Source organism: Streptomyces sp. TP-A0356 (assembly GCF_001417775.1).
GTDB lineage: Bacteria > Actinomycetota > Actinomycetes > Streptomycetales > Streptomycetaceae > Streptomyces.
Window position 1 is genome coordinate 235,395 of the sequence record NZ_BBZJ01000020.1, and the last position, 21,422, is coordinate 256,816.

At 72.4% G+C, this 21,422-nt stretch carries 19 protein-coding genes; 14 read left to right on the forward strand and 5 right to left on the reverse strand.

What is annotated here, in order from left to right; translation table 11 throughout:
• Position 1 precedes the first annotated feature (1 nt).
• Complete coding sequence (locus ASC56_RS19645; RefSeq protein ID WP_055492773.1) at positions 2-1,204, reverse strand: amino acid deaminase/aldolase; 1,203 nt, start codon at positions 1,202-1,204, stop codon at positions 2-4.
• A 577-nt stretch (positions 1,205-1,781) separates the two neighbouring features.
• Here ASC56_RS19645 and ASC56_RS41995 point away from each other — a divergent pair.
• Together ASC56_RS41995 and mycP are read left to right on the forward strand one after the other, a co-directional pair.
• Entirely contained in the window at positions 1,782-3,386 is a 1,605-nt protein-coding gene (locus ASC56_RS41995) for a hypothetical protein (protein WP_234376999.1), read from the forward strand.
• Positions 3,383-4,558, forward strand: coding sequence for a type VII secretion-associated serine protease mycosin (mycP, locus tag ASC56_RS19655; protein WP_055492774.1), 1,176 nt, complete (start codon positions 3,383-3,385; stop codon positions 4,556-4,558). Before ASC56_RS41995 ends, mycP begins: the two co-directional genes overlap by 4 nt.
• A gap of 10 nt (positions 4,559-4,568) precedes the next feature.
• Here mycP and ASC56_RS19660 read toward each other — a convergent pair whose 3' ends face one another.
• On the reverse strand, positions 4,569-5,462 hold the full coding sequence (locus tag ASC56_RS19660; protein WP_107309293.1) for a serine hydrolase: 894 nt from the start codon (positions 5,460-5,462) through the stop codon (positions 4,569-4,571).
• 119 nt (positions 5,463-5,581) lie between these two features.
• On the opposite strand from ASC56_RS19660, the gene ASC56_RS19665 reads away from it, so the two are divergent.
• On the forward strand, positions 5,582-6,313 hold the full coding sequence (locus ASC56_RS19665) for an SseB family protein (protein WP_055493000.1): 732 nt from the start codon (positions 5,582-5,584) through the stop codon (positions 6,311-6,313).
• 9 nt (positions 6,314-6,322) lie between these two features.
• Here ASC56_RS19665 and ASC56_RS19670 read toward each other — a convergent pair whose 3' ends face one another.
• Positions 6,323-6,736, reverse strand: a complete 414-nt coding sequence (locus ASC56_RS19670; RefSeq protein WP_055492776.1) for a DUF1844 domain-containing protein — start codon at positions 6,734-6,736, stop codon at positions 6,323-6,325.
• Between the two features lie 350 nt (positions 6,737-7,086).
• On the opposite strand from ASC56_RS19670, the gene infC reads away from it, so the two are divergent.
• From infC to ASC56_RS19720, 10 genes are all read left to right on the forward strand, one after another.
• Positions 7,087-7,809 (forward strand): translation initiation factor IF-3, encoded by a 723-nt coding sequence (gene infC, locus ASC56_RS19675; RefSeq protein WP_079102605.1) that lies wholly within the window; start codon positions 7,087-7,089, stop codon positions 7,807-7,809.
• Between the two features lie 186 nt (positions 7,810-7,995).
• The gene (rpmI, locus tag ASC56_RS19680; RefSeq protein ID WP_030560333.1) at positions 7,996-8,190 is read left to right on the forward strand and encodes a 50S ribosomal protein L35; all 195 of its coding nucleotides are present in this window, start codon (positions 7,996-7,998) and stop codon (positions 8,188-8,190) included.
• Positions 8,191-8,286: 96 nt separating this feature from the next.
• The gene (gene rplT / locus ASC56_RS19685; RefSeq protein ID WP_055492778.1) at positions 8,287-8,670 is read left to right on the forward strand and encodes a 50S ribosomal protein L20; all 384 of its coding nucleotides are present in this window, start codon (positions 8,287-8,289) and stop codon (positions 8,668-8,670) included.
• A gap of 114 nt (positions 8,671-8,784) precedes the next feature.
• Complete coding sequence (locus ASC56_RS19690) at positions 8,785-9,642, forward strand: RNA methyltransferase (protein WP_055492779.1); 858 nt, start codon at positions 8,785-8,787, stop codon at positions 9,640-9,642.
• 126 nt (positions 9,643-9,768) lie between these two features.
• Entirely contained in the window at positions 9,769-10,905 is a 1,137-nt protein-coding gene (locus tag ASC56_RS19695; RefSeq protein ID WP_055492780.1) for an ATP-binding protein, read from the forward strand.
• A 226-nt stretch (positions 10,906-11,131) separates the two neighbouring features.
• A complete protein-coding gene (gene pheS, locus ASC56_RS19700) occupies positions 11,132-12,256 on the forward strand; it encodes a phenylalanine--tRNA ligase subunit alpha (RefSeq protein ID WP_055492781.1) in 1,125 nt (374 codons plus the stop codon).
• Entirely contained in the window at positions 12,256-14,766 is a 2,511-nt protein-coding gene (gene pheT / locus ASC56_RS19705; protein ID WP_055492782.1) for a phenylalanine--tRNA ligase subunit beta, read from the forward strand. The genes pheS and pheT overlap by 1 nt, the downstream gene beginning before the upstream one ends.
• Positions 14,767-15,201: 435 nt before the next feature.
• Positions 15,202-16,308 (forward strand): PP2C family protein-serine/threonine phosphatase, encoded by a 1,107-nt coding sequence (locus ASC56_RS19710; protein ID WP_055492783.1) that lies wholly within the window; start codon positions 15,202-15,204, stop codon positions 16,306-16,308.
• A gap of 269 nt (positions 16,309-16,577) precedes the next feature.
• Positions 16,578-17,918 carry a hypothetical protein gene (locus ASC56_RS19715; protein ID WP_055492784.1) on the forward strand — a complete coding sequence of 447 codons (1,341 nt, stop codon included), beginning with the start codon at positions 16,578-16,580 and terminating at the stop codon, positions 17,916-17,918.
• A gap of 139 nt (positions 17,919-18,057) precedes the next feature.
• On the forward strand, positions 18,058-18,603 hold the full coding sequence (locus tag ASC56_RS19720) for an NUDIX domain-containing protein (protein ID WP_055492785.1): 546 nt from the start codon (positions 18,058-18,060) through the stop codon (positions 18,601-18,603).
• Positions 18,604-18,629: 26 nt separating this feature from the next.
• On the opposite strand, the gene ASC56_RS19725 is transcribed toward ASC56_RS19720, so the two are convergent.
• Both ASC56_RS19725 and ASC56_RS19730 read right to left on the reverse strand, forming a co-directional pair.
• Positions 18,630-18,887 carry a hypothetical protein gene (locus tag ASC56_RS19725; RefSeq protein ID WP_055492786.1) on the reverse strand — a complete coding sequence of 86 codons (258 nt, stop codon included), beginning with the start codon at positions 18,885-18,887 and terminating at the stop codon, positions 18,630-18,632.
• Positions 18,888-19,077: 190 nt separating this feature from the next.
• Positions 19,078-19,938, reverse strand: a complete 861-nt coding sequence (locus ASC56_RS19730) for a 3-hydroxybutyryl-CoA dehydrogenase (protein ID WP_055493001.1) — start codon at positions 19,936-19,938, stop codon at positions 19,078-19,080.
• Between the two features lie 222 nt (positions 19,939-20,160).
• Here ASC56_RS19730 and ASC56_RS19735 point away from each other — a divergent pair, with 222 nt between their 5' ends.
• Complete coding sequence (locus ASC56_RS19735; RefSeq protein ID WP_079102606.1) at positions 20,161-21,420, forward strand: family 10 glycosylhydrolase; 1,260 nt, start codon at positions 20,161-20,163, stop codon at positions 21,418-21,420.
• The last annotated feature ends 2 nt before the right edge of the window (positions 21,421-21,422 follow it).

Consider the following 21,422-nt stretch of genomic DNA (forward strand, 5'->3'; position numbering starts at 1 on the left):
GTCAGAGGAAGGTGTGCCCCTCGCCGCGATACGTCGGCACGGTCGCCGTCACCTCGTCGCCCTCCACCAGGCGCAGCACGTCGAACCGTTCGCACAGCTCCCCGGCCTTGGCGTGGCGGAACCACACCTTGTCGCCGATGAGGAGGTCGTCGGCGGGCGCGCCCAGCAGCGGAGTCTGCACCTCGCCCGGCCCCTCCTGGGGGTCGTACCGCAGGCCCGCGGGCAGATACGGGACGGGCAGCCGGTCGCGACCCGCGGCCCCCGACGCGGGATAGCCGCCGCCCAGCACCGTCACCACCCCGACCCCCGGCCTGCGCACCACCGGCTGGGCGAACAGGGCGGCCGGACGCCCCTGGAACGAGGTGTAGTTGTCGAACAGCCGCGGCACGTACAGCCCCGAGCCCGCCGCTATCTCGGTCACCGCGTCCTCCGCGGCCGTGTACTGCACGCTACCGGTGCCGCCGCCGTTGACGAACTCCAGGTCCGGCGCGACCGCCCGGACGGCGCGCACCACGTCGGCGCGCCGCCGGGCCAGCTCCCGGCGCGCCGCGGCCTGCATCAGCCGGATGGCCCGGGAGCGCACCGGCCGCCCCGCCACCGTGTCGCCCACACCGGCGACATGGCCCTCGTACGCCATGATCCCCACCAGCCGGAAGCCGGGCGTGCGCGCCACCACGCGGGCCAACTCGGCGACCTGCGCGGGGGAGTGGAGCGGGGAGCGCCGTGCGCCGACCCGGACACGTCCGCCGAGCATCTTCAGCGAGGTGTCCAACTCCAGGCAGACGCGCACCACTTCGGTGCCGCCCTGGCGGGCCTGGTCGATGAGCCGAAGCTGGGCCGGGTCGTCGATCATCACCGTGACGGTGGCGGCGAGCTTGGGGTCGGCGGCCAGTTCCGCGTAGGCCTGCCGGTCGGCCGACGGGTAGGCGAGCAGGACGTCGTCGAACCCGGAGCGGGCCAGCCACAGGGACTCGGCGAGCGTGAACGACATGATGCCCGCGAAACCGTCCCGGCCCAGGACGCGTTCGAGCAGGGCGCGGCAGCGGACGGACTTGCTGGCGACGCGGATCGGCTTGCCGCCGGCCCTGCGGAGGAGGTCGTCGGCGTTCGCGTCGAACGCATCCAGGTCCACGATCGCGACGGGGGCGTCGAGGTGAGCGGTGGCCCGGTCGTAACGGACCCTGTCTGCGGCGCGGGCAGTCATGAACGCAGCCTGCCAGATGCGATTACCGCAGGGTAGGGGGACGATCCGGGCAGATGCCCCGGTGCCGTGGACTGGTTCCCGTTCGAGGGGCATCAACCCGTAGAGTGACGCGCACGTGGGAAGCGGTGGCTCCGCCCGGGCGCGTACGCCTGGGATGGGTGTCCGCGCGCGCGGGTATGCCTGCCAGGACGGGCGGGGCGTCCCGCACCACGCGTACCGGCCGCTCCGCAGGGGCGGTCGGACACCCCGGCGGACCCCGGGGGCGGCCCGGCCACAACGAAACGGGGGGTGCATGAGCACGGAAGCGCGCCGCGCCTCCATACCCCCGCGCCCCACGACCCCGCCCCGCCCGTCGGCCCCGCCGGACGAACCGTCCGAGGAGCCGGACCGCACGTCTTCCGCCGCGCAGGATGCGCCCTGGCCGGCGCCGCGCAACCGCACCGCCGGGACGGTCCCGCCCCGCCCCGGGCACCCGCCCACCGCGGAGGGTGCACGCGCGCCTCGGGAGGCACGATCCGCCCGTACGTCCTCGGTCCCGGCTCCGCCCCGACCGGAGTGGCCGCCCAGGACCGGGACCGTGCCCGCGCCCGGCGTGCCCGACGCGCCTCCACGGCCCAGTGGTCCGCCCCGCAGGACGCAGGCACCCCAGGAGGGGCTTGCCGCGCGCCCGGTTGCGCGACGCCCCGAGCGACCGCCGACGAACGGGAAGAACGCATCGCCGTCCACCCCGGCCGACGGCTCGCCGGAGCGGACGGACACGAACGGCTCCGCCGAGCGCTCGGGCGTGCTGGATGCGCCGGGCAGCCGGTCCGCCGCGGCCGGGTCCTCCACGAGCGTGAACACCACGTCCCAACGCCCCGACACGGGCGCCTCGTCCGTCCGGTCGGGTGCGGTCGGGTCTTCGGCTCGGTCCGCGGTGGACGGCTCCTCGGGTGCCTCGGGTCCGGCCCGCGCGTCCGGCCGGTCCGGTGTGGCCGGTCCGGTCGGCCGGTCCCGTGCCGTGGTGCGGCCGTTCCGGATCGAGGCGCCCGACTCCCTGGGGTCCGCGGGCGTAGCCGGTGACACGGCGCCGCCCGCCTCCGGTGGCGGCCCGGACACCCGGGCACGGCACACCTCCGCGCCCGGGCGGTTCCCCAGCCTCCGCCCCGACCGCGACGCCGAACCCGTCGACCCGCCCCCGCCCGCGGCCTCCGCCCGCTTCCCGGACGCGCCGCCCACGGCCGGCGTCCCCCCGCGCGGCGCCGAAGCGGATGTCGTGCCGTCGCCGCGCACCCCCCTGCCCGCCGAGGGCATCGTGGAGACGACCGCGCGTCTGGGGCACCAGCACGACGACGAGTCCCGGCACGACATCTCCAGCCGCCCTTTCGTGACCCTCGCCCGGCCCGACACGCGTGGCGTCGGCGCCGTGCGCCCCTGGCCCTTCGGTGGCCGGCCGCGGCCCCGTGCCGCCGCGGCCGCCGCCTGCCTCGTCCTCGGACTCGGGCTCATAGGCGGTGCCGTGACCGGAAGCTGGCTCACCGGAGACGGCCCGGCAGACGGGGCGCGGGGCGCGTTCACCGTCGCCGCGAGCCTGTGGCACAGCGTGCCCGTCGACCAGCTCTTCCCGCCCTCCGTCCAGGGCCCGGGCGCGGGCCCGGGCGGCTCCGACCGCAGTTGGACGCGTATCGCCGTCGCCCCGGACAGCGGCTGCAAGGACGCCTTCGACTCCCTGCTGGGCAAGGCGCTGGCCCCCGTCGGCTGTCTGCGGCTGCTGCGCGCCACCTACACGGACGCCACCCGCAGCCATGTCACCACGGTGGGGCTGTTGTTCACCCGGGCCGACGCCGCCGCCATGGCCGCCGTGAACAGCCGCTTCAAGAAGGAGGGCCTCGACCGGCGCACCGACCTGATGCCCCGTCCATACGCCGCGAAGGGCACCGTCGCCGAGGGCTTCGGCGACGCCCAGCGCGCCTCCTGGACGATCTCGGTGCGCACGGACGTCCCCGTCGTCGTCTACGCCGTCTCCGGTTTCGCCGACGGCCGTACCGTCACCGAACCACAGCCCGCCGCCGACGCCATGGCGACCGGCGCCACCACGGCACCCGCCCAGGCGGGTCTCGGCAACGAGGCGGTGGGCCTGGCCGACCGCATCGAAGGGGCCCTCCGCGAAACCGTCACCTCGGCCTCGGAGAAGCCGTCATGAGCGCCCGTACGACCGGCGCCCGCCTCCTGACCCTCCTCCTCGCCGGCTCCCTCGCCGTGCTGCCCTCCACCGCCGCGCACGCCGACGGCATCCGCGCCCAGGAGTGGGCCCTCGACGCCCTGCACAGCCAGGAGGCCTGGCAGACGACCAAGGGCAAGGGCATCACCGTCGCCGTCCTCGACACCGGTGTCGACGCCACCCACCCGGACCTCACCGGCAACGTCCTCGCGGGCAAGGACATGGTCGGCTTCGGCGCCCAGCGCGGCGACCGCCCCTGGGCCCGGCACGGCACCGCCATGGCGGGCATCATCGCCGGTCATGGGCACGGCATCGGCAACGCGGACGGTGTCATCGGCATCGCTCCCGAGGCGCGGATCCTCCCCGTCCGCGTCATCCTGGAGGACGGCGACCCCGCCCGGACGAAGGCCCGCAACTCTCGCGGCAACGCCCTCGCCGAAGGCATCCGCTGGGCCACCGACCAGGGCGCCGACGTCATCAACCTCTCCCTGGGCGACGACTCCAACTCCGCGCACCCCGAAGCCGCGGAGGACGAGGCGGTGCAGTACGCCCTGAAGAAGGGCGCCGTCGTCGTCGCCTCGGCCGGCAACGGCGGCGAGAAGGGCGATCACATCTCGTACCCGGCGGCCTACCCCGGCGTCATCGCCGCGACCGCCGTCGACCGCTACGGCACCCGCGCCTCCTTCTCCACCCGCCGCTGGTACGCCACCGTCAGCGCGCCCGGCGTCGACGTGGTCATCGCCGACCCCGACCGCAAGTACTACGAGGGCTGGGGCACGAGCGCGGCGTCCGCGTTCGTCTCGGGGGCCGTCGCGCTGATCAAGGCCGCCCATCCGGGGCTGACCCCGGCTCAGATCAAGCAGCTCCTGGAGAAGACGGCCCGCGACGCCCCCACGGGCGGCCGCGACGACTCCCGCGGGTACGGCCTGGTCGACCCCGCGGCGGCCATCAAGGCGGCGGCGAGCCTGAGACCGGAGGGGCTGCACGTGGCCGCGTACGGCCGCAGGTACTTCGGCACCGGTCCGGACCCGACCGCCGACCCGACGGACTCCCCGGGCTGGGCGGGCGCCCTGGCGGGCGGCCTCGGCGTGGCACTGCTGGTGGGGTCGGTGGCGCTGTGGCGGGGCCGCGGCAGGACGCGCCGCGCCCCGTGAGTGGGGCCACTCAGACGAACACCGAGACGGCCGCGCGCGCTGCCGCCTCCACCAGCGCGATCCCTTCGGCCTTCGTGGAGTTGCCGTTCGACAGCGCCGCCACCAGGTAGTCACGGCCGTCGGCAGTGATCCGCCCGATGCTGTTGACGTCCCACAGGCCGGTCGTGCTGCGCGGCAGCCAGCCGTTCTTCAGCGCCCAATCGGAGCCGTCGGCGGCCGCCGACACCCCCCAGTCCTGGTCCTCGGCGATGGTTCCCATGAGCCCCTGCAGATACGTCCGTGAGGCCTCGCTCAGCCGGGAGCCGTCCCCGAACACCTGCTGGAGCAGGGTGAGCTGATCGGCCGCCGTGGTCTGGGTCAGGCCCCACAGCGCGCCGTCACCGCCCGTGGTGTCCGTCAGGCCGAAGCGCTTGTTGGCGCTGTCCAGGCCGTCCGCCTGCCCGATCGCGACCCACAGCGCCGACGCGGAGGCGTTGTCGCTGTTCTCGATCATCGCGGTGGCATACGTCCTCTCCTGGGCGGTCAGATGCCGGTCCGCGTCCTGCGCCTGGAGCAGCAGCGCCGCCAGGATGTCCACCTTCACGATGCTCGCCGTGTCGAAGGTGCCATCGCCGTATCCGGCGCTTCTGCCGGAGTCCAGGTCCAGCACCGCCACGGCCACGTCCACGCCGTCCTCGACGGTCACCGTGCTCATGGCCTTCTCCAGCAGTGCGTCGCGGTCCGCCGAGGGCTCCGCCGCAGGTTCCACCGATGCCTCCCGACTCACCGAGGACGACGCCGAGGGCGTCACCGACGGCTGCGACGATACGGCTCCCGCGTCGGCGTGCGCCTGCGCGTTCACATACGCCGTCCCCGCGGCCGTACCGCCGACGACGACCGCCGAGGCCAGCGCCGCGCAGAGCAACGGGCGGCGGCGGGAGGGGCCGGCGCGGCGGCGGGGGGCTCTGTGTGTTCCAGGGGCGGCACCGGGACGGCCGGGACCCCCCGACAGGGGGCCGGGACCCCCCGATAGGGTCGGTGACCGTGGCGAACAAGAACATTCCCGACTCCGGCTTCTCCGACGACGACGGTTCCGCCGACCCCCGGCTGAGCGCGGCGCTCGCCGCCTGGGCCGAGGACCGCACCGCCGTGGGGCCCGTCCTGGAGGCTCTCAGGGGCGCCCGGCTGCTCGTCCCGGTGGTGGCGCTGCTCGGTGAGGTGGAGGAGGACGGGAACGGACTGCGCCGTGAGAAGACCAGCGAGATGGCCGTACCGACCCTGAAGGCCGCCGGCCGCACCGCCCTGCCCGCCTTCACGTCCACCGACTCGCTGGCCCGCTGGGACCCCGCGGCCCGCCCCGTCGCCGTTCCCCTGCACCAGGCGCTGCAGGCGGCCGTGCACGAGAAGGCCGACACCATCGTGCTGGACATGTCCGGGCCGGTGCCGTTCGAGCTGTCGGGCCCCACGCTGCTCGCTCTCGCGGAGGGCCGTACGACGACCGATCCGCTCGCGGACCCGGCCGTGGCCGGTGCCGTACGGGCCGCCGTGGCCGCCGAGCCGGCGGTGGTGCGTGCCTACCTCGGCCCGGGACAGGCGGACGGCATCCTGGCGCTCGTCCTGGACCCGGCGGCGGCCCCGGCCGAGGCCGCTCGCGCCGTGGCCGAGCGCATGGCCGCCGACGAAACACTGAGGGCCCGCCTGGTGCGCGGCCTCGATCTGGCAGTGCTGCCGACCGGGACGACGCCGCCGGGCGAGCCCTTGTTCAGCCGTGGATGACCGAGGGCCCTAGCCGTAGACGGGCCCGGTGTACTTCTCACCGGGCCCCTGGCCGGGCTCGTCCGGGACGATCGACGCCTCTCGGAACGCCAGCTGGAGCGACTTCAGGCCGTCGCGCAGCGGGGCCGCGTGGAAGGAGCTGATCTCCGTGGCGCTCGCGTCGAGCAGACCGGCGAGGGCGTGCACCAGCTTGCGGGCCTCGTCCAGATCCTTGTACTTGTCGCCCTCCTCGGTCAGACCGAGCTTCACGGCGGCGGCGCTCATCAGGTTGACGGCGACCGTCACGATCACCTCGACCGCGGGGACCTCCGCGATGTCACGGGTCATGGCGTCGAAGTCGGGGCTTTCGGCGGCAGCCGGGGATTCGGCGGCAGCCGGGGATTCTGCGGCAGCCGGGGATCCCTCGGGGGAGGTGTCACTCATGCCCCACACGATAGGCCCCGGCACGCAGGGTCCCGCTCACGGGAGGGGCGCCCCGGAGTCGGGGAGGCGGGGCGCCGGCGGCCCGGTACACGCCGGTTCGCACCTCTCCCGGGGAGCTGCTAACCTTGTGTGACGACCGGCCGGACACGGACGTGCCCGGCCCACAAGTGGAGGCTCCGATCTCCCACCTGACCGTCCTCCGGGACGGCGGGTCACCGGTCAGGCGGCCACCACCGTTCCGTACGGACGGTGGAGTCGCCCGAGAGCGCGCCCCGCGGTCACCGCGGCGGTGCTCCGGAATGTTCGGAGTCCCGCCTGTGTACCGTCCGGGGCATTTTTCATGTGCTGCGATGGTTGGTCCTTATGTCAACCGGACATACGCGGCTGCCCGCCAGGCGGTCGTATGGTGCTACCGAGGAGGATCCATCAGCACCGAGCCCCGCATCAACGACCGGATTCGCGTTCCCGAGGTGCGACTTGTCGGTCCCAGTGGCGAGCAGGTGGGCATTGTGCCGCTTGCCAAGGCCCTGGAGCTTGCGCAGGAGTACGACCTGGACCTGGTCGAGGTCGCGGCGAACGCCCGTCCGCCCGTGTGCAAGCTCATGGACTACGGGAAGTTCAAGTACGAGTCGGCCATGAAGGCCCGTGAGGCGCGCAAGAACCAGGCGCACACGGTCATCAAGGAGATGAAGCTCCGGCCGAAGATCGACCCGCACGACTATGACACCAAGAAGGGTCACGTCGTTCGGTTCCTCAAGCAGGGCGACAAGGTCAAGATCACGATCATGTTCCGTGGTCGCGAGCAGTCCCGCCCCGAGCTGGGCTACCGGCTGCTGCAGCGGCTCGCGGAGGACGTCCAGGACCTCGGTTTCGTCGAGTCGAACCCGAAGCAGGACGGCCGCAACATGATCATGGTTCTCGGTCCGCACAAGAAGAAGACCGAGGCGATGGCCGAGGCCCGTCAGGCGCAGGAGGCTCGCAAGGCGGAGGCGAAGGCCCACCCCGGCCGCTCGCAGAACGCCGCTGAGGCCGAGACCACTGAGGCCTCGGCCGAGGCTTCCGCCGAGGCGTGATCCCGGGGCCGAGGCCCCGGGGGAGCACCGGACGTACGGACGTACGGCCCGCTGCGAGGCGGACGTACGGACCCCGGAAAGCCCGGGACAGCAGTCCCAGGATGTAACCGATACAAGAGACGCTCCATCGTGCCCGGTTCTCACAACCGGGCACCGGAGCGCCACCGACGAGGAGAGAACGGCGCTATGCCGAAGAACAAGACGCACAGCGGTGCCAGCAAGCGCTTCAAGATCACCGGCTCCGGCAAGGTGCTCCGCGAGCGCGCCGGCAAGCGCCACCTGCTCGAGCACAAGTCGTCCCGTCTGACGCGTCGCCTCACCGGCAACGCCGAGATGGCCCCGGGCGACGCCAAGAAGATCAAGAAGCTTCTCGGCAAGTGACGCATCGGCGCCTGAGCGCCGTACGTCTGGACCGGGACCCAATCGTTTTCCGGGCCGCGTGAGGTCAACCGCGGCCCCGCTACAAGGAGTCAACAAGTGGCACGCGTCAAGCGGGCAGTCAACGCCCACAAGAAGCGCCGGGCGATCCTCGAGCAGGCCTCCGGCTACCGCGGTCAGCGTTCGCGCCTGTACCGCAAGGCCAAGGAGCAGGTCACCCACTCGCTGGTCTACAACTACAACGACCGCAAGAAGCGCAAGGGCGACTTCCGTCAGCTGTGGATCCAGCGCATCAACGCCGCTGCCCGCGCCAACGGCATCACCTACAACCGCTTCATCCAGGGTCTGAAGGCCGCCAACGTCGAGGTCGACCGCAAGATCCTCGCCGAGCTGGCGGTCAACGACGCGGGCGCGTTCGCCGCCCTCGTCGAGGTCGCGCAGAAGGCGCTGCCGGCGGACGTGAACGCGCCGAAGGCGGCGTGAGCTGCGCCGGCTCCGGCCGGATGTGAAACGGACCCGCAGGCTGAGGCAGCCTGCGGGTCCGACTGTGTTCCGCGGACCGTTCGACCACCCTTCCGTACTCCAGAGAGTGACCTGATGCCCCCGGCCCCCGAGCTGATCTCCCCCCGTTCGCCCCGTGTCGCCGCCGCCCGGCGGCTGGCCAAGCGGAACTTCCGGGGCAAGGAGCGGCTGTTCCTCGCGGAGGGGCCGCAGGCCGTGCGGGAGGCGGCGGCCCATCGGGCCGGCGGTACGGCGACGCTCGTCGAGCTGTTCGCCACCCCCGACGCCGCGGAGCGGTACGCCGACATCATGGGCGAGGCGCGTGACGCCGGTGCCCGCGTGCACCTGGCGACCGAAGAGGTCATCGCCGAGATCTCCACCACCGTCACCCCGCAGGGCCTGGTGGGGATCTGCCGGTTCCTCGACACCCCGTTCGAGGAGGTCCTGATGAACCGGCCCAGGCTCGTCGCCGTGCTCGCGCATGTGCGGGACCCCGGGAACGCCGGGACCGTGCTGCGGTGCGCCGATGCCGCCGGCGCCGATGCCGTCGTGCTCACCGACGCCTCCGTCGACCTCTACAACCCCAAGGCCGTGCGCGCCTCCGTCGGGTCCCTGTTCCATCTGCCCGTCGCCGTCGGTGTCCCCGTCGAGCGCGCGGTGGCGGGCCTCAAGGACGCCGGTGTGCGCATCCTCGCCGCCGACGGCGCGGGGGAGCACGACCTAGACGACGAGCTCGACAAGGGCTCCATGGGCGGCCCCACCGCCTGGGTGTTCGGCAACGAGGCGTGGGGGCTGCCGGAGGACACCCGCACGCTCGCCGACGCCGTCGTCCGCGTGCCCATCCACGGAAAGGCCGAGAGCCTGAACCTCGCGACCGCCGCCGCCGTATGTCTCTATGCGTCCGCCCGTGCACAGCGCGCGGCCGGAGGGTGCCGTTCCGTGACCCCCGGCTAGTAGGGTGGCGGGCTCGGGGGGCCTCCCCCAAGCTCTCGGCTTCCCCCCTCCCGGCTTCGCTCGACGGGAGGGGACCCTCATGAGCAGGGAGGTGTCCCCATGCCAGAGGAGAGGTGGGGTACGGGCATGGGTGTCGGCACGAGCAGAGCACCGGGCGTACGCGACGCGCACCACGCGCCCGCGTCCCGGTGCGGTGATCTCGCCGAACTCGGCATCGACCCGGACGACCTCCCCGACGGACTCGTGATCGCCGACGAGCACGGCCGCGTGATCTGCTTCAACGCCGCGGCCACCCGCATCACGGCCGTCCCCGCCGCCGACGCCATGGGCCGGCGCCTGGAGCGGGTGCTGCCGCTGGAGGACCTGGAGGGACGCCGCTGGTGGCAGCTGACCGATCCCTACGGCGGGCTCGCCATCCGCGTACGGCAGCCGGAGCGCAACCTGCTGCTGCCCGGCGGCCGGGAGATCCTGGTGTCGGCGCGGTACGTGCGCACCCGGCCCACCGGGCCGATCCGCCGCGTCGTCGTCTGCCTGCGCGACACCGAGGCGCGGCGCCGCACCGAGCGCAGCCACGCCGAGCTGATCGCCACCGTGGCCCATGAGCTGCGCTCGCCCCTCACCTCGGTCAAGGGCTTCACGGCCACGCTGCTGGCCAAGTGGGAGCGCTTCACCGACGACCAGAAGCGGCTGATGCTGGAGACCGTCGACGCCGACGCGAACCGGGTCACGCGACTCATCGCCGAGCTGCTGGACATCTCGCGGATCGACTCCGGGCGGCTGGAGGTGCGCCGTCAGCCCGTCGACATAGGCGCGGCGGTCGGCCGGCACATCCAGGCGTACGTCGCCGCCGGCCAGCCCGCCGACCGGTTCCTGCTGCGCATGGAGCAGCCCCTGCCCGCGCTGTGGGCCGATCCGGACAAGATCGACCAGGTGCTCAGCAACCTCCTGGAAAATGCGGTGCGCCACGGCGAGGGAACCGTCACGATCGAGGTCATGCCCTCGGTGTCCCCCCGCGAAGGGGAGGAGGCCTGCACGTCGGTCACGGTGAGCGACGAGGGCCCCGGCATCCCGGAGGAGTCCATGAACCGCGTCTTCACCCGCTTCTGGCGGGGCAGCAAGCGCGGCGGCACGGGCCTTGGTCTCTACATCGTCAAGGGCATCGTCGAGGCTCACGGCGGCACCATCACGGTCGGCCGCGCCCGCGGTGGCGGAGCCGAGTTCCGATTTACCCTGCCCGTGGGCGCCCCGGCGTATCTCCAGTAACGCCGTCCGGGCCCACGGGCTCCCCCACATCCCCGGGAGCACCGGCGGGCCGCTCATGGACACCCGGTCCGGCAGCCGCTCCCACCCCGTTAGACTCGGCCTTTGGCACCTTTGCGTCCCGAAGTCGGCGACGATTCGTCATCGGACCGGCGACGATCCGTCATCGGACCAGTGTCAGGACCAGTGACGGGGACCTTCAGCCAGCCAATCGGAAGCACGGGAAGAGATGTCGGCACCCAATAAGTCGTACGACCCTGTTGAGGTCGAGGCCTTGAAACCGGAAGAGATCGAGCGCATGCGGGACGAGGCGCTCGCCGCCTTCGCCGCCGCGGACTCCCTCGACGCGCTCCACGAGGCCAAGGTCGCCCACACCGGCCCCGCCTCGCCGCTGGCCCTCGCCAACCGCGAGATCGGCGCCCTGCCCCCGCACGCCAAGGCCGAGGCCGGCAAGCGCGTCGGCATGGCCCGAGGCGCCGTGAACAAGGCCCTCGCCGTCCGCCAGGCCGAGCTGGAGGCCGAGCGGGACGCCCGCGTGCTGGTCGAGGAGTCGGTGGACGTCACGCTGCCCTACGACCGCGTCCCGGCCGGCGCCCGGCACCCGCTGACCACGTTCATGGAGCGGGTCGCGGACGTCTTCGTGTCCATGGGGTACGAGATCGCCGAGGGCCCCGAGGTCGAGGCGGAGTGGTTCAACTTCGACGCCCTGAACTTCACGCCCGACCACCCGGCCCGGCAGATGCAGGACACCTTCTTCGTCGAGGGTCCCAAGGGCGATCACGGCGAGTCCGGTGTGGTGCTGCGCACGCACACCTCGCCGGTGCAGGCCCGCTCCCTGCTCGACCGCGAGCCCCCCGTCTACATCGTCTGTCCCGGCCGTGTGTACCGCACCGACGAGCTGGACGCCACGCACACCCCGGTCTTCCACCAGATCGAGCTGCTCGCCGTCGACGAGGGCCTGACGATGGCCGACCTGAAGGGCACCCTGGACCACATGGTCCAGTCGCTCTTCGGGCCGGAGATGAAGACCCGGCTGCGGCCGAACTACTTCCCCTTCACCGAGCCGTCCGCCGAGATGGACATGCTCTGCTACGTCTGCAAGGGCGAGTCGGTCGGCAACCCCGACCGGCCCTGCCGCACCTGCTCCAGCGAGGGCTGGATCGAGCTCGGCGGCTGCGGCATGGTCAACCCGCGGGTGCTGGTCGCCTGCGGCGTCGACCCGGAGAAGTACAGCGGATTCGCCTTCGGGTTCGGCATCGAGCGGATGCTGATGTTCCGCCACAACGTCGAAGACATGCGAGACATGGTCGAGGGTGACGTCCGGTTCACCCGGCCGTTCGGGATGGAGATCTGATGCGGGTCCCGCTTTCTTGGCTGCGGGAGTACGTCGACCTGCCGGCGACGGAGACCGGGCGCGACGTCCAGGAGAAGCTGATTTCGGTCGGTCTCGAGGTGGAGACCGTCGAACAGCTCGGTGCCGACCTCAAGGGGCCGCTGGTCGTCGGTCAGGTGCTGTCCATCGAGGAGCTGGAGGGCTTCAAGAAGCCGATCCGGTTCTGCACGGTCGACGTCGGCCAGGCCAACGGCACGGGTGAGCCCCAGGAGATCGTCTGCGGCGCCCGCAACTTCTCCGTCGGCGACAAGGTCGTCGTGGTCCTGCCGGGCGCCGTGCTGCCCGGTGGCTTCGCGATCTCCGCGCGCAAGACGTACGGCAAGACGTCGCACGGCATGATCTGCTCCGGCGAGGAGCTGGGCATGGGCGACGACGGCAGCAACGGCATCATCGTGCTGCCGCCCGAGCACGAGGTCGGCGCCGACGCCATCGAGCTGCTCGAACTGGCCGACGAGGTGCTCGACATCGCGGTCACCCCCGACCGCGGCTACGCGCTCTCGCTGCGGGGCATCGCCCGCGAGACCGCCATCGCCTACGGTCTGCCGCTGCGCGACCCGGCGCTGCTCGACGTACCGGCGCCGAACGCGTTCGGCTACCCGGTGAAGATCTCCGAGCCGTTCGGCTGCGACCGCTTCACCGCCCGCACGGTGACGGGCATCGACCCGGAGGCGAGCTCCCCGATCTGGCTGCAGCGCCGGCTGCAGAAGGCGGGCATGCGCCCGATCTCGCTGGTCGTCGACATCACCAACTACGTGATGCTGGAGCTGGGCCAGCCCCTGCACGCCTACGACCGTTCCCGCATCCAGGGTGCGATCGGCGTGCGCCGGGCCCAGCCGGGCGAGAAGCTGACCACCCTCGACGGGGTCACGCGCACGCTGGACGCCGAGGACCTGGTCATCACCGACGACCGCGGCCCCGTCGGCCTCGCCGGCGTCATGGGCGGCGCCGACACCGAGATCGCCGACACCGACCACGAGGCCGGTGCCACCACCGACGTGGTGATCGAGGCCGCCCACTTCGACCCGATCTCGATCGCGCGCACGGCCCGGCGTCACAAGCTGGCCTCCGAGGCGTCCCGCCGCTTCGAGCGCGGTGTCGACCCGCTGGCCGCCTCCGCGGCCGCGCAGCGCACGGTCGACCTGCTGGTGCTGCTCGCGGGCGGCACCGCCGAGCCGGGTGTCACCGAGGTCATCGCGCCGTCCGCGCCGCGCACCATCACCATCCCGGCCAACCACCCGGACAAGGTCGCGGGCGTCGACTACGGCCGCGAGACCGTCGTACGACGGCTCCAGCAGGTCGGCTGCGACGTCTACGGGCAGGACGAGCTGATCGTCACCGTCCCGTCCTGGCGGCCCGACCTGACCGATCCGAACGACCTGGCCGAGGAGGTCATCCGGCTGGAGGGCTACGAGAACCTGCCCTCCACGCTGCCCAAGCCCCCGGCGGGTCTCGGCCTGACCGACCGCCAGCGGCTGCAGCGCCGCGTCGGCCGTGCGCTGGCCGGTGCCGGCTATGTCGAGGCGCTGAACTATCCGTTCATCGGCGAGCAGATCTTCGACCAGTTCGGCCTCGCCGAGGACGACCCGAATCGCAAGGTCGTCAAGCTGGTCAACCCGCTCTCCGACGAGGAGCCCGCCCTCCGTACGACGCTGCTGCCGGGCCTGCTCGGCGCGCTGCGCCGCAACGACGGCCGGGGCACGCACGACCTGGCGCTCTTCGAGACCGGGCTGGTCTTCCACCCGCGCGAGGAGCAGCGCGTCGCCGGACGTCTGCCCGTCGACCGCCGCCCCACCGACGAGGAGATCGCGTCGCTCACGGCCGCGCTCCCCGAGCAGCCGCGGCACGCCGCCGTCGTCCTCGCGGGCGCCCGCGAGCAGGCCGGCTGGTGGGGCAAGGGCCGCTCGGCCGACTGGGCGGACGCCGTGGAGGCCGCGCGGATCATCGCCCGCGAGCTCGGGGCCGACCTGATCGTGCGCAAGGGGCAGTACGGTCCGTGGCACCCGGGCCGCTGCGCCGAGCTCGCCGTGGAGGTCGACGGGACCGAGCGGGCCATCGGGTACGCCGGTGAGCTGCACCCCGGTGTCCTGAAGACCCTGGGGCTGCCCGCCCGCACCAGTGCGATGGAGCTGGACCTGGATGTGCTGGAGCGGGCGAGCGCCGGCCTGGTGAAGGGGCCGCGGATCTCCGCGTTCCCGGTCGCCACCCAGGACGTCGCCCTGGTCGTCGACAAGAGCGTCCCGCACGTGGAGGTCGAGACGGCGCTGCGCGAGGGCGCCGGTGAGCTGCTGGAGTCCATCCGGCTGTTCGACGTCTACGAGAGCGAGCAGCTGGGCGAGGGCAGGAAGTCGCTGGCGTACGCGCTGCGCTTCCGCGCCCCCGACCGCACCCTGACCGTCGACGAGGCCTCCGCGGCCCGCGACGCGGCCGTCGCGCTGGCGGCGGAGCGCACGGGCGCGGCGCTGCGGAGCTAGTGCTGCGACCGGAAAGGTTCACCGGCTCGCGACGCCCGGCACGGCACCTCGCCGCGTTGTCGCATCGCCCGAGTACATCCAGTACGCGGGCGACGCTCCGCCTTGCGATGCACCGCACCGGACGCCGCGAGCTTCCCGGCAAACCTTTCCGGCCACAGCACTAGCCAGCTCCGCGGGGAGTGCCGGGGAACTGCGCCTGTTCGTCTGTTTCGTCGGCTGCGGGTGTCTCCGTGGCCGACTGCGCAGTTCCCCGCGCCCCTTTCGGGGCGCACCCCCGAGCCTTGGCGATCAGCTCACTCATTTGGGTGGCAAGTCCGGGCGATACGGGCCGAACGGGGCGTGCGGTGGACACAATCGGACCGGCCCCAGGGGTGCGAGGTGGGATCCCGGGGGCCGTTTCTGCGCTCACAGGGCTCTCATGGGGGGCCGATCGGCATGATCCGTATCAAGGCTGGGCCTCCCCGCAGGTCACGGCCCCGAGCACATCCCCGGCATCTGCGGCTCGCGCTCGTGATCGGGCCGCCCGCCGTCTGGGGCGCCTGCGCGATCACGTACAAGCTGGCCTGTCCGGCGGCTCAGGAGAGCGGACTGGGCGCGCGGATCGCCGCCGGCGCGATGTTCTTCGCCGTCGGCACCGGGCTGCTCCTCAACGTCCGGCGTGTCCTTCTGCGGGAGCTGAGACAGGCCCGCAAGGTCGCGGACGCCGCCCAGAGCGTGCTGCTGCGCCCGCTGCCACCGAGGATCGACGGGCTGAGCGTGGCCGCCGCCCAGCTCTCCGCCGAACGCGGTGCCACCGTCGGCGGCGACCTGTACGAGGTGATCGCCACCGAGCACGGCGTCCGCGTCGTGATGGGCGACGTGCGCGGACATGGGCTCGGAGCCCTTGCCGCCGCCGCCGCCGTCCTCGGCAGCTTCCGCGAGGCCGTGCACGACGAGCCCGAACTCGACCGTGTACTGCGCAGATTGGAGCGCGCGCTGGCCCGGCACCTGCGTGAGCGGGCCAGGGCCGAGCATCCCTCGGCCGGCCGGGAGCCCGACACGCCGGTCGCCGAGGAGTTCGTGACGCTCCTCCTCCTGGAGATCGGCCGCGAGGGAGAGCTGCGCGCCCTCAACTGCGGTCACCCCTGGCCGTATCTGCTCGAACCGGGCCGGGCCGAGCCACTCGCCCGCGCCGAACCACTGCCGCCGCTCGGGCCGTTCCCGCTCCCGGACGACCTGCCCGCCACCGACTGCGGCCGACTGGGGCCCGGTCAGGCGCTGTTCGTGCACACCGACGGCGCCGAGGACGCCCGCGACCCGCGTGGCCGGTTCTTTCCCCTGTCCCACGCTCTGGAGGAGGCGGTGCGCGACCGTCCCACGGTGGTACCCCAAACGGTGCTGCGCACCGTCTTCACCCGCCTGCTGCGCCACACCGGCGGCCGTCCCGCGGACGACGTGGCCCTTCTGGTCCTGCGCAACGACCGCCGGAGCTGTGCCCAGACAGCGGCGCGGGCGACTGCGCGACAAGCCACGACCAACCCGCACCCGACCAACCACCGGTAGTCACCCGGCGGTCCGAGCGGAGCGCGGCGGCGCCGTCCGCCCCGCCACGGAGTGTCGGGCAGGCAGCTGGGCGGACGGCGCGGAAACGGGCCACCGCACTGTGCGAGGGGGAGCCGGCGGCCCGGCCGGCCTCTTACGAGGGATTTCAGTCAACCGGCCGGAAACTCTCCGCGACAGCGCACGCACAGCCCGGATTCGCGCACTCCGTTCACACCCCGTGTGAACCCGGACGCACTACCCTGTCGACACCGAGCCACCGGAGGGCACCCATGCAGCCCAACACCCTGCTCGACGCGATCCTCGACGAGGCCGGGATCTCCCACGCGGGGCTGGCCGCCCATGTCAACCAGGCGGGCCGGGCGCGGGGCCTCGCGCTCAGGTACGAACACACCGCCGTGGCACGGTGGTTGAAGGGCCAGCGCCCGCGTGGTCAGGTACCCGACCTGATCTGCGAGGTCCTCGCCGCCCGGCTGCACCGCCCGGTGACCCTCGACGACATCGGCCTCGGCGTGCCCGGCGAACCGGTCGCCCCGCACAGCTCCACCCTGTCGGGATTCGTCGAACGGGCCACCGCCCTGTGGCGCTCGGACGAACAGCAGCGCCCCCACATCCTGGGCGCTCCGGCCGTCACCGGGACGCCCGCCGTGATGCCCGTGTGGGAGTGGGAGAACCCGCCCGAGGACGTGGACGTCTCACGCGGCGGCCGGCACCGCGTCACCCCGGCCGACATCGACATGCTGCGCGCCGCCCGTGCCCACTACGAGCAGATGTACCGCAAGGCCGGCGGCATAGCGACCCGCGTCCGTATCGTCGGCTTCCTCAACTCCGAGACGGCACCCCTGTTGCGCGGCAGCTACACCGACGCGATGGGCCGTCAACTGCACCGCGCCACCGGTGGTCTGGTGGCGGTCGCCGGCATCTGCGCGTACGACTCGGACGCCCACGGTCTCGCCCAGCGCTACTTCCACCAGGCCCTGCGCCTGGCGAAGGCCAGCGGGGACCGGGGACTCGGCGCCTATGTGATAGCGCTGCTGGTCAACCAGTCACTGTTCATGAAGGAGTACCGTCAGGCCGTCGCCTTCGCCGAGGCGGCGCTGCGCACTGCGGGCAGGCACATCACCCCGGCGCTCGCCTCCGATCTGTACGCGATGCAGGCGAAGGCGTACGCGCACCTGGGCGATGCCACGAGCGCGCTGTCCTGCATCCGGCGGGCCGAGTCGGCCGCCGAGCGCATCCGGCGCGGCTACGAACCGGACGAGACCGGCTATGTCCAGCCCGGCCTCGTCAACGTCCAGGTCGCGGAGGCGCTGCTGAGCCTCGGTGATCTGGTGGCCGCGGGGGAGCACGCCACGGCCGCCGTGGGCACGCCCGCGCACGACCGCGGCCGGGTGCACCGACTCGCCATGCTCAGCCAGATCGAGCTGCGCCAGGGCAACGCCGACAAGGCGGTGGCCACCGCGGTCGAGATGGCGGAGCGGGCCCGGGGAATGGAGTCGATGCGCCTGCGCGACAGACTGCGGGCGGTGCGCGAACACCTCGTACGCAGCGGTTGTGCCGGGACGACAGAGGCGGCCGAACTCATCGACGGGGCACTGCGCGTACCGCTGTAGACACCGCCCCACAGCTCCGCTTCCCCACCGGGCGGACCACCGCGCCCGCCGTTGCGCCGGACATGCGCCGCCGTGAGCACTGCTGAGTGGACGCTCCTGCTGCGATATTGCCCCTTACTCGGCGGAAGGTGGCAGTACCGTGCAGTGGACGAAACAGAACGAGCAGACTGTGTATGCAAACCGCTGGTTCAGCGTCAATCTCGCAGACGTCGGGTTGCCGGACGGCCGGCATCTCGACCACTTCCTGATACGGCTGCGGCCCGTCGCCGTGGCCACCGTCGTCAACGAGGCGAACGAAGTGCTGCTGCTGTGGCGGCACCGCTTCATCACCGACAGCTGGGGGTGGGAACTCGCGGCGGGCGTCGTCGAGGACGGCGAGGACATCGCCGAGGCGGCGGCCCGCGAACTCGAGGAGGAGACCGGCTGGCGGCCGGGACCTCTGCGCCATCTCATGAGCGTCGAGCCCTCCAACGGACTCACCGACGCCCGGCACCACGTCTACTGGGCCGACGAGGGCGAGTACATCGGACACCCCGTGGACGACTTCGAGTCCGACCGTCGGGAATGGGTTCCCCTCAAGCTGGTCCCCGACCTGGTCGCCCGCGGAGAGGTCCCGGCCGCCGGCATGGCGGCCGCGCTGCTCCTCCTGCACCACCTCAGGCTCGGACAGGACGCATTGCCCTGATCCCCCACGCGTCCGTCAGAAGGGCCCTAGCGGCCCAGGGCCTGCCACACCGCCACGACGAGCGCGCCCACCGCCGTGAGGGCGGCGACCGCGGGCAACGGCCAGCGGCTGTGTTCCAGCGCGACGACGCGCACGTTCAGCTCGTCGAGATCCTTGGCGGTCTGTTCGGCGCGGTGGCCCAGCAGGGCCAGCCCTCCCTCGACCCGCGCGTGCGCCACATCGAGGCGACGGCGTAACTCTGCGACTTCTCCTTGGACCACGGGACGCTCGGGGTCGGCGGTCACGAGTCCGCTCCTTTCCGTAGTCGACACATCCCTTGCATGGGCATGAAGAGTCAACTCGCCTGGTGGACGCGCGGGGAGAGTGTGCGAACGGCATATGCGGGTCCGATGCGCACACGGTGTGTGAATGGCACGGGCCCGGCACCCCGTGAGGGGCGCCGGGCCGCGGGAGCCTGAACCTTACGGTGAGTGATCAGGGGTACGTGTAGAAGCCCGAGCCCGTCTTGCGGCCGAGCCGGCCCGCCTCCACCATGCGCTGCAGCAGCGGGGGAGCGGCGTAGAGGGGCTCCTTGTATTCCTCGTACATCGAGTTGGCGATCGAGACGACGGTGTCGAGGCCGATCAGGTCGGCGAGCTTCAGCGGGCCCATCGGGTGGGCGCATCCCAGCTCCATGCCGTTGTCGATGTCCTCGCGGCCCGCGATGCCCGACTCGAACATGCGGATGGCGGAGAGCAGATAGGGCACGAGCAGCGCGTTGACCACGAAGCCGGAACGGTCCTGGGCGCGGATCGCGTGCTTGCCGAGGACCTTCTCGGCGAACAGCTGGGCCCGGCCGAGGGTGCCCTCGGAGGTGGTGAGCGCCGGGATCAGCTCGACCAGCTGCTGCACCGGGGCAGGGTTGAAGAAGTGGATGCCGATGACCTGGTCCGGCCGCGAGGTGGCCACCGCCAGCTTCACCAGCGGGATCGAGGAGGTGTTGGAGGCGAGGATGGCGTCCGGGCGGGTCACCACCTGGTCGAGCACCTGGAAGATCTCGGTCTTCACCTGCTCGTTCTCGACCACGGCCTCGATCACCAGGTCGCGGTCCGCGAACTCGCCGAGGTCGGTGGTGAAGGTCAGGCGCGCCTGCGTCGCGTCCCGCTCCTCCTCCGAGATCTTGCCGCGCTCGGCCGCCTTGGACAGGGAGTTGAACAGACGGGTCCGGCCGATCTCCAGGGCCTCGCCGGTGGTCTCGGCGACCTTCACGTCCAGTCCGGACCGGGCGCACACCTCGGCGATTCCCGCTCCCATCTGGCCGCAGCCCACCACTCCGACGCGTTCGATGTCGGTCACATCGTCCCCTTCGCTGATCATCGGGCCTGATGAGGAGTCCTGTGGATCATGCCGGGCTCGCGGCACGACGGGACGCCCTCCGGCAGGTCCCCCGTGGTTCGGTGCCTGCTCCGATCGTGCACGTTACCTCCGAGGCACCGATGATCGATCGTCCGGGTCCGGCATGCTGTCCCGGGAGACGATCCGTGACCGAACGGATCCGCAGCGTATGGGGATGAGTGCATGGGACGGATGTCACGCCGGGCGTTCACGGTGGCCGCACTGTCTACCCTGGTCGCCGCGGGCGACGCCGGGGCCGTGCCAGGGCGCACGGTGACCGCCGGGACCCCCGCGTCCGGCGGGATGCCCACGGCGTCCGGCGAGATGCGGGGCATGTGGCTGGCGACCGTGGCCAATCGCGACTGGCCCTCCCGCTCCGGCCTGACGGCATCCGCGCAGCGCGCCGAGCTGCTCGCCCTCCTCGACACGGCGGTACGGCACCGGCTGAACACCGTCTTCTTCCAGGTGCGGCCCTCGGCCGACGCGCTGTGGCCCTCGACGTACGAGCCGTGGTCCCAGTACCTCACCGGCACACAGGGAGCGGACCCGGGCTGGGACCCGCTCGGCACGGCCGTCGAGGAGGCGCACGCACGAGGGCTTCAGCTGCATGCCTGGTTCAACCCGTACCGGGTCGCCACCCACGCCGACCCCGAGCGGCTCGCGCTCTCGCACCCCGCCCGCAGACACCCCGACTGGGTCGTGGCCTACGGCGGCAAGCTCTACTACAACCCCGGGCTGCCGCAGGTGCGCGTCTTCGTCCAGACCGCGATCCTCGACGCCGTGCGCCGCTACCCGGTCGACGGCGTCCACTTCGACGACTACTTCTACCCGTACCCGGTGGCGCATGAGACCTTCGACGACGACGCCGCGTACGCGGCCCACGGCCGTGGCTTCCCGAGCCGGGCCGCCTGGCGCCGCGACAACATCGACCAGCTGGTACGAGAGACCGCGGCCCGCCTGCGGGCGCTGCGTCCCGCCGCCCGGTTCGGCATCAGCCCCTTCGGGGTGTGGCGCAACGTCGAGACCGACTTCCGCGGCTCGCACACCCGGGCCGGGGTGCAGACCTACGACGACCTGTACGCGGACACCAGGAAGTGGGTGAGGTCCGGCTGGCTGGACTACGTCTGCCCGCAGCTCTACTGGAACGTCGGCTTCGCCGACGCCGACTACGCGGAACTCGTGCCCTGGTGGGCGCGGGTGGTGGACGGCACGAGAACACAGCTGTACCTGGGGGAGGCGCTGTACAAGGCCGGTGACCCGGCGCAGCCCGCCGCATGGCAGGACCCGGCGGAACTCTCCCGGCACCTCACTCTCGCCCGGCGCTACCCCCAGGTGCGCGGTCATGTCTTCTTCGCCGCCAAGGAGGTGGCGGCGGACCCCATCGGCGCGATGGCGCGGGTGGTCGCCGACCACTACGAGTGGCCGGCGAAGCCCCCGCGCTGAAT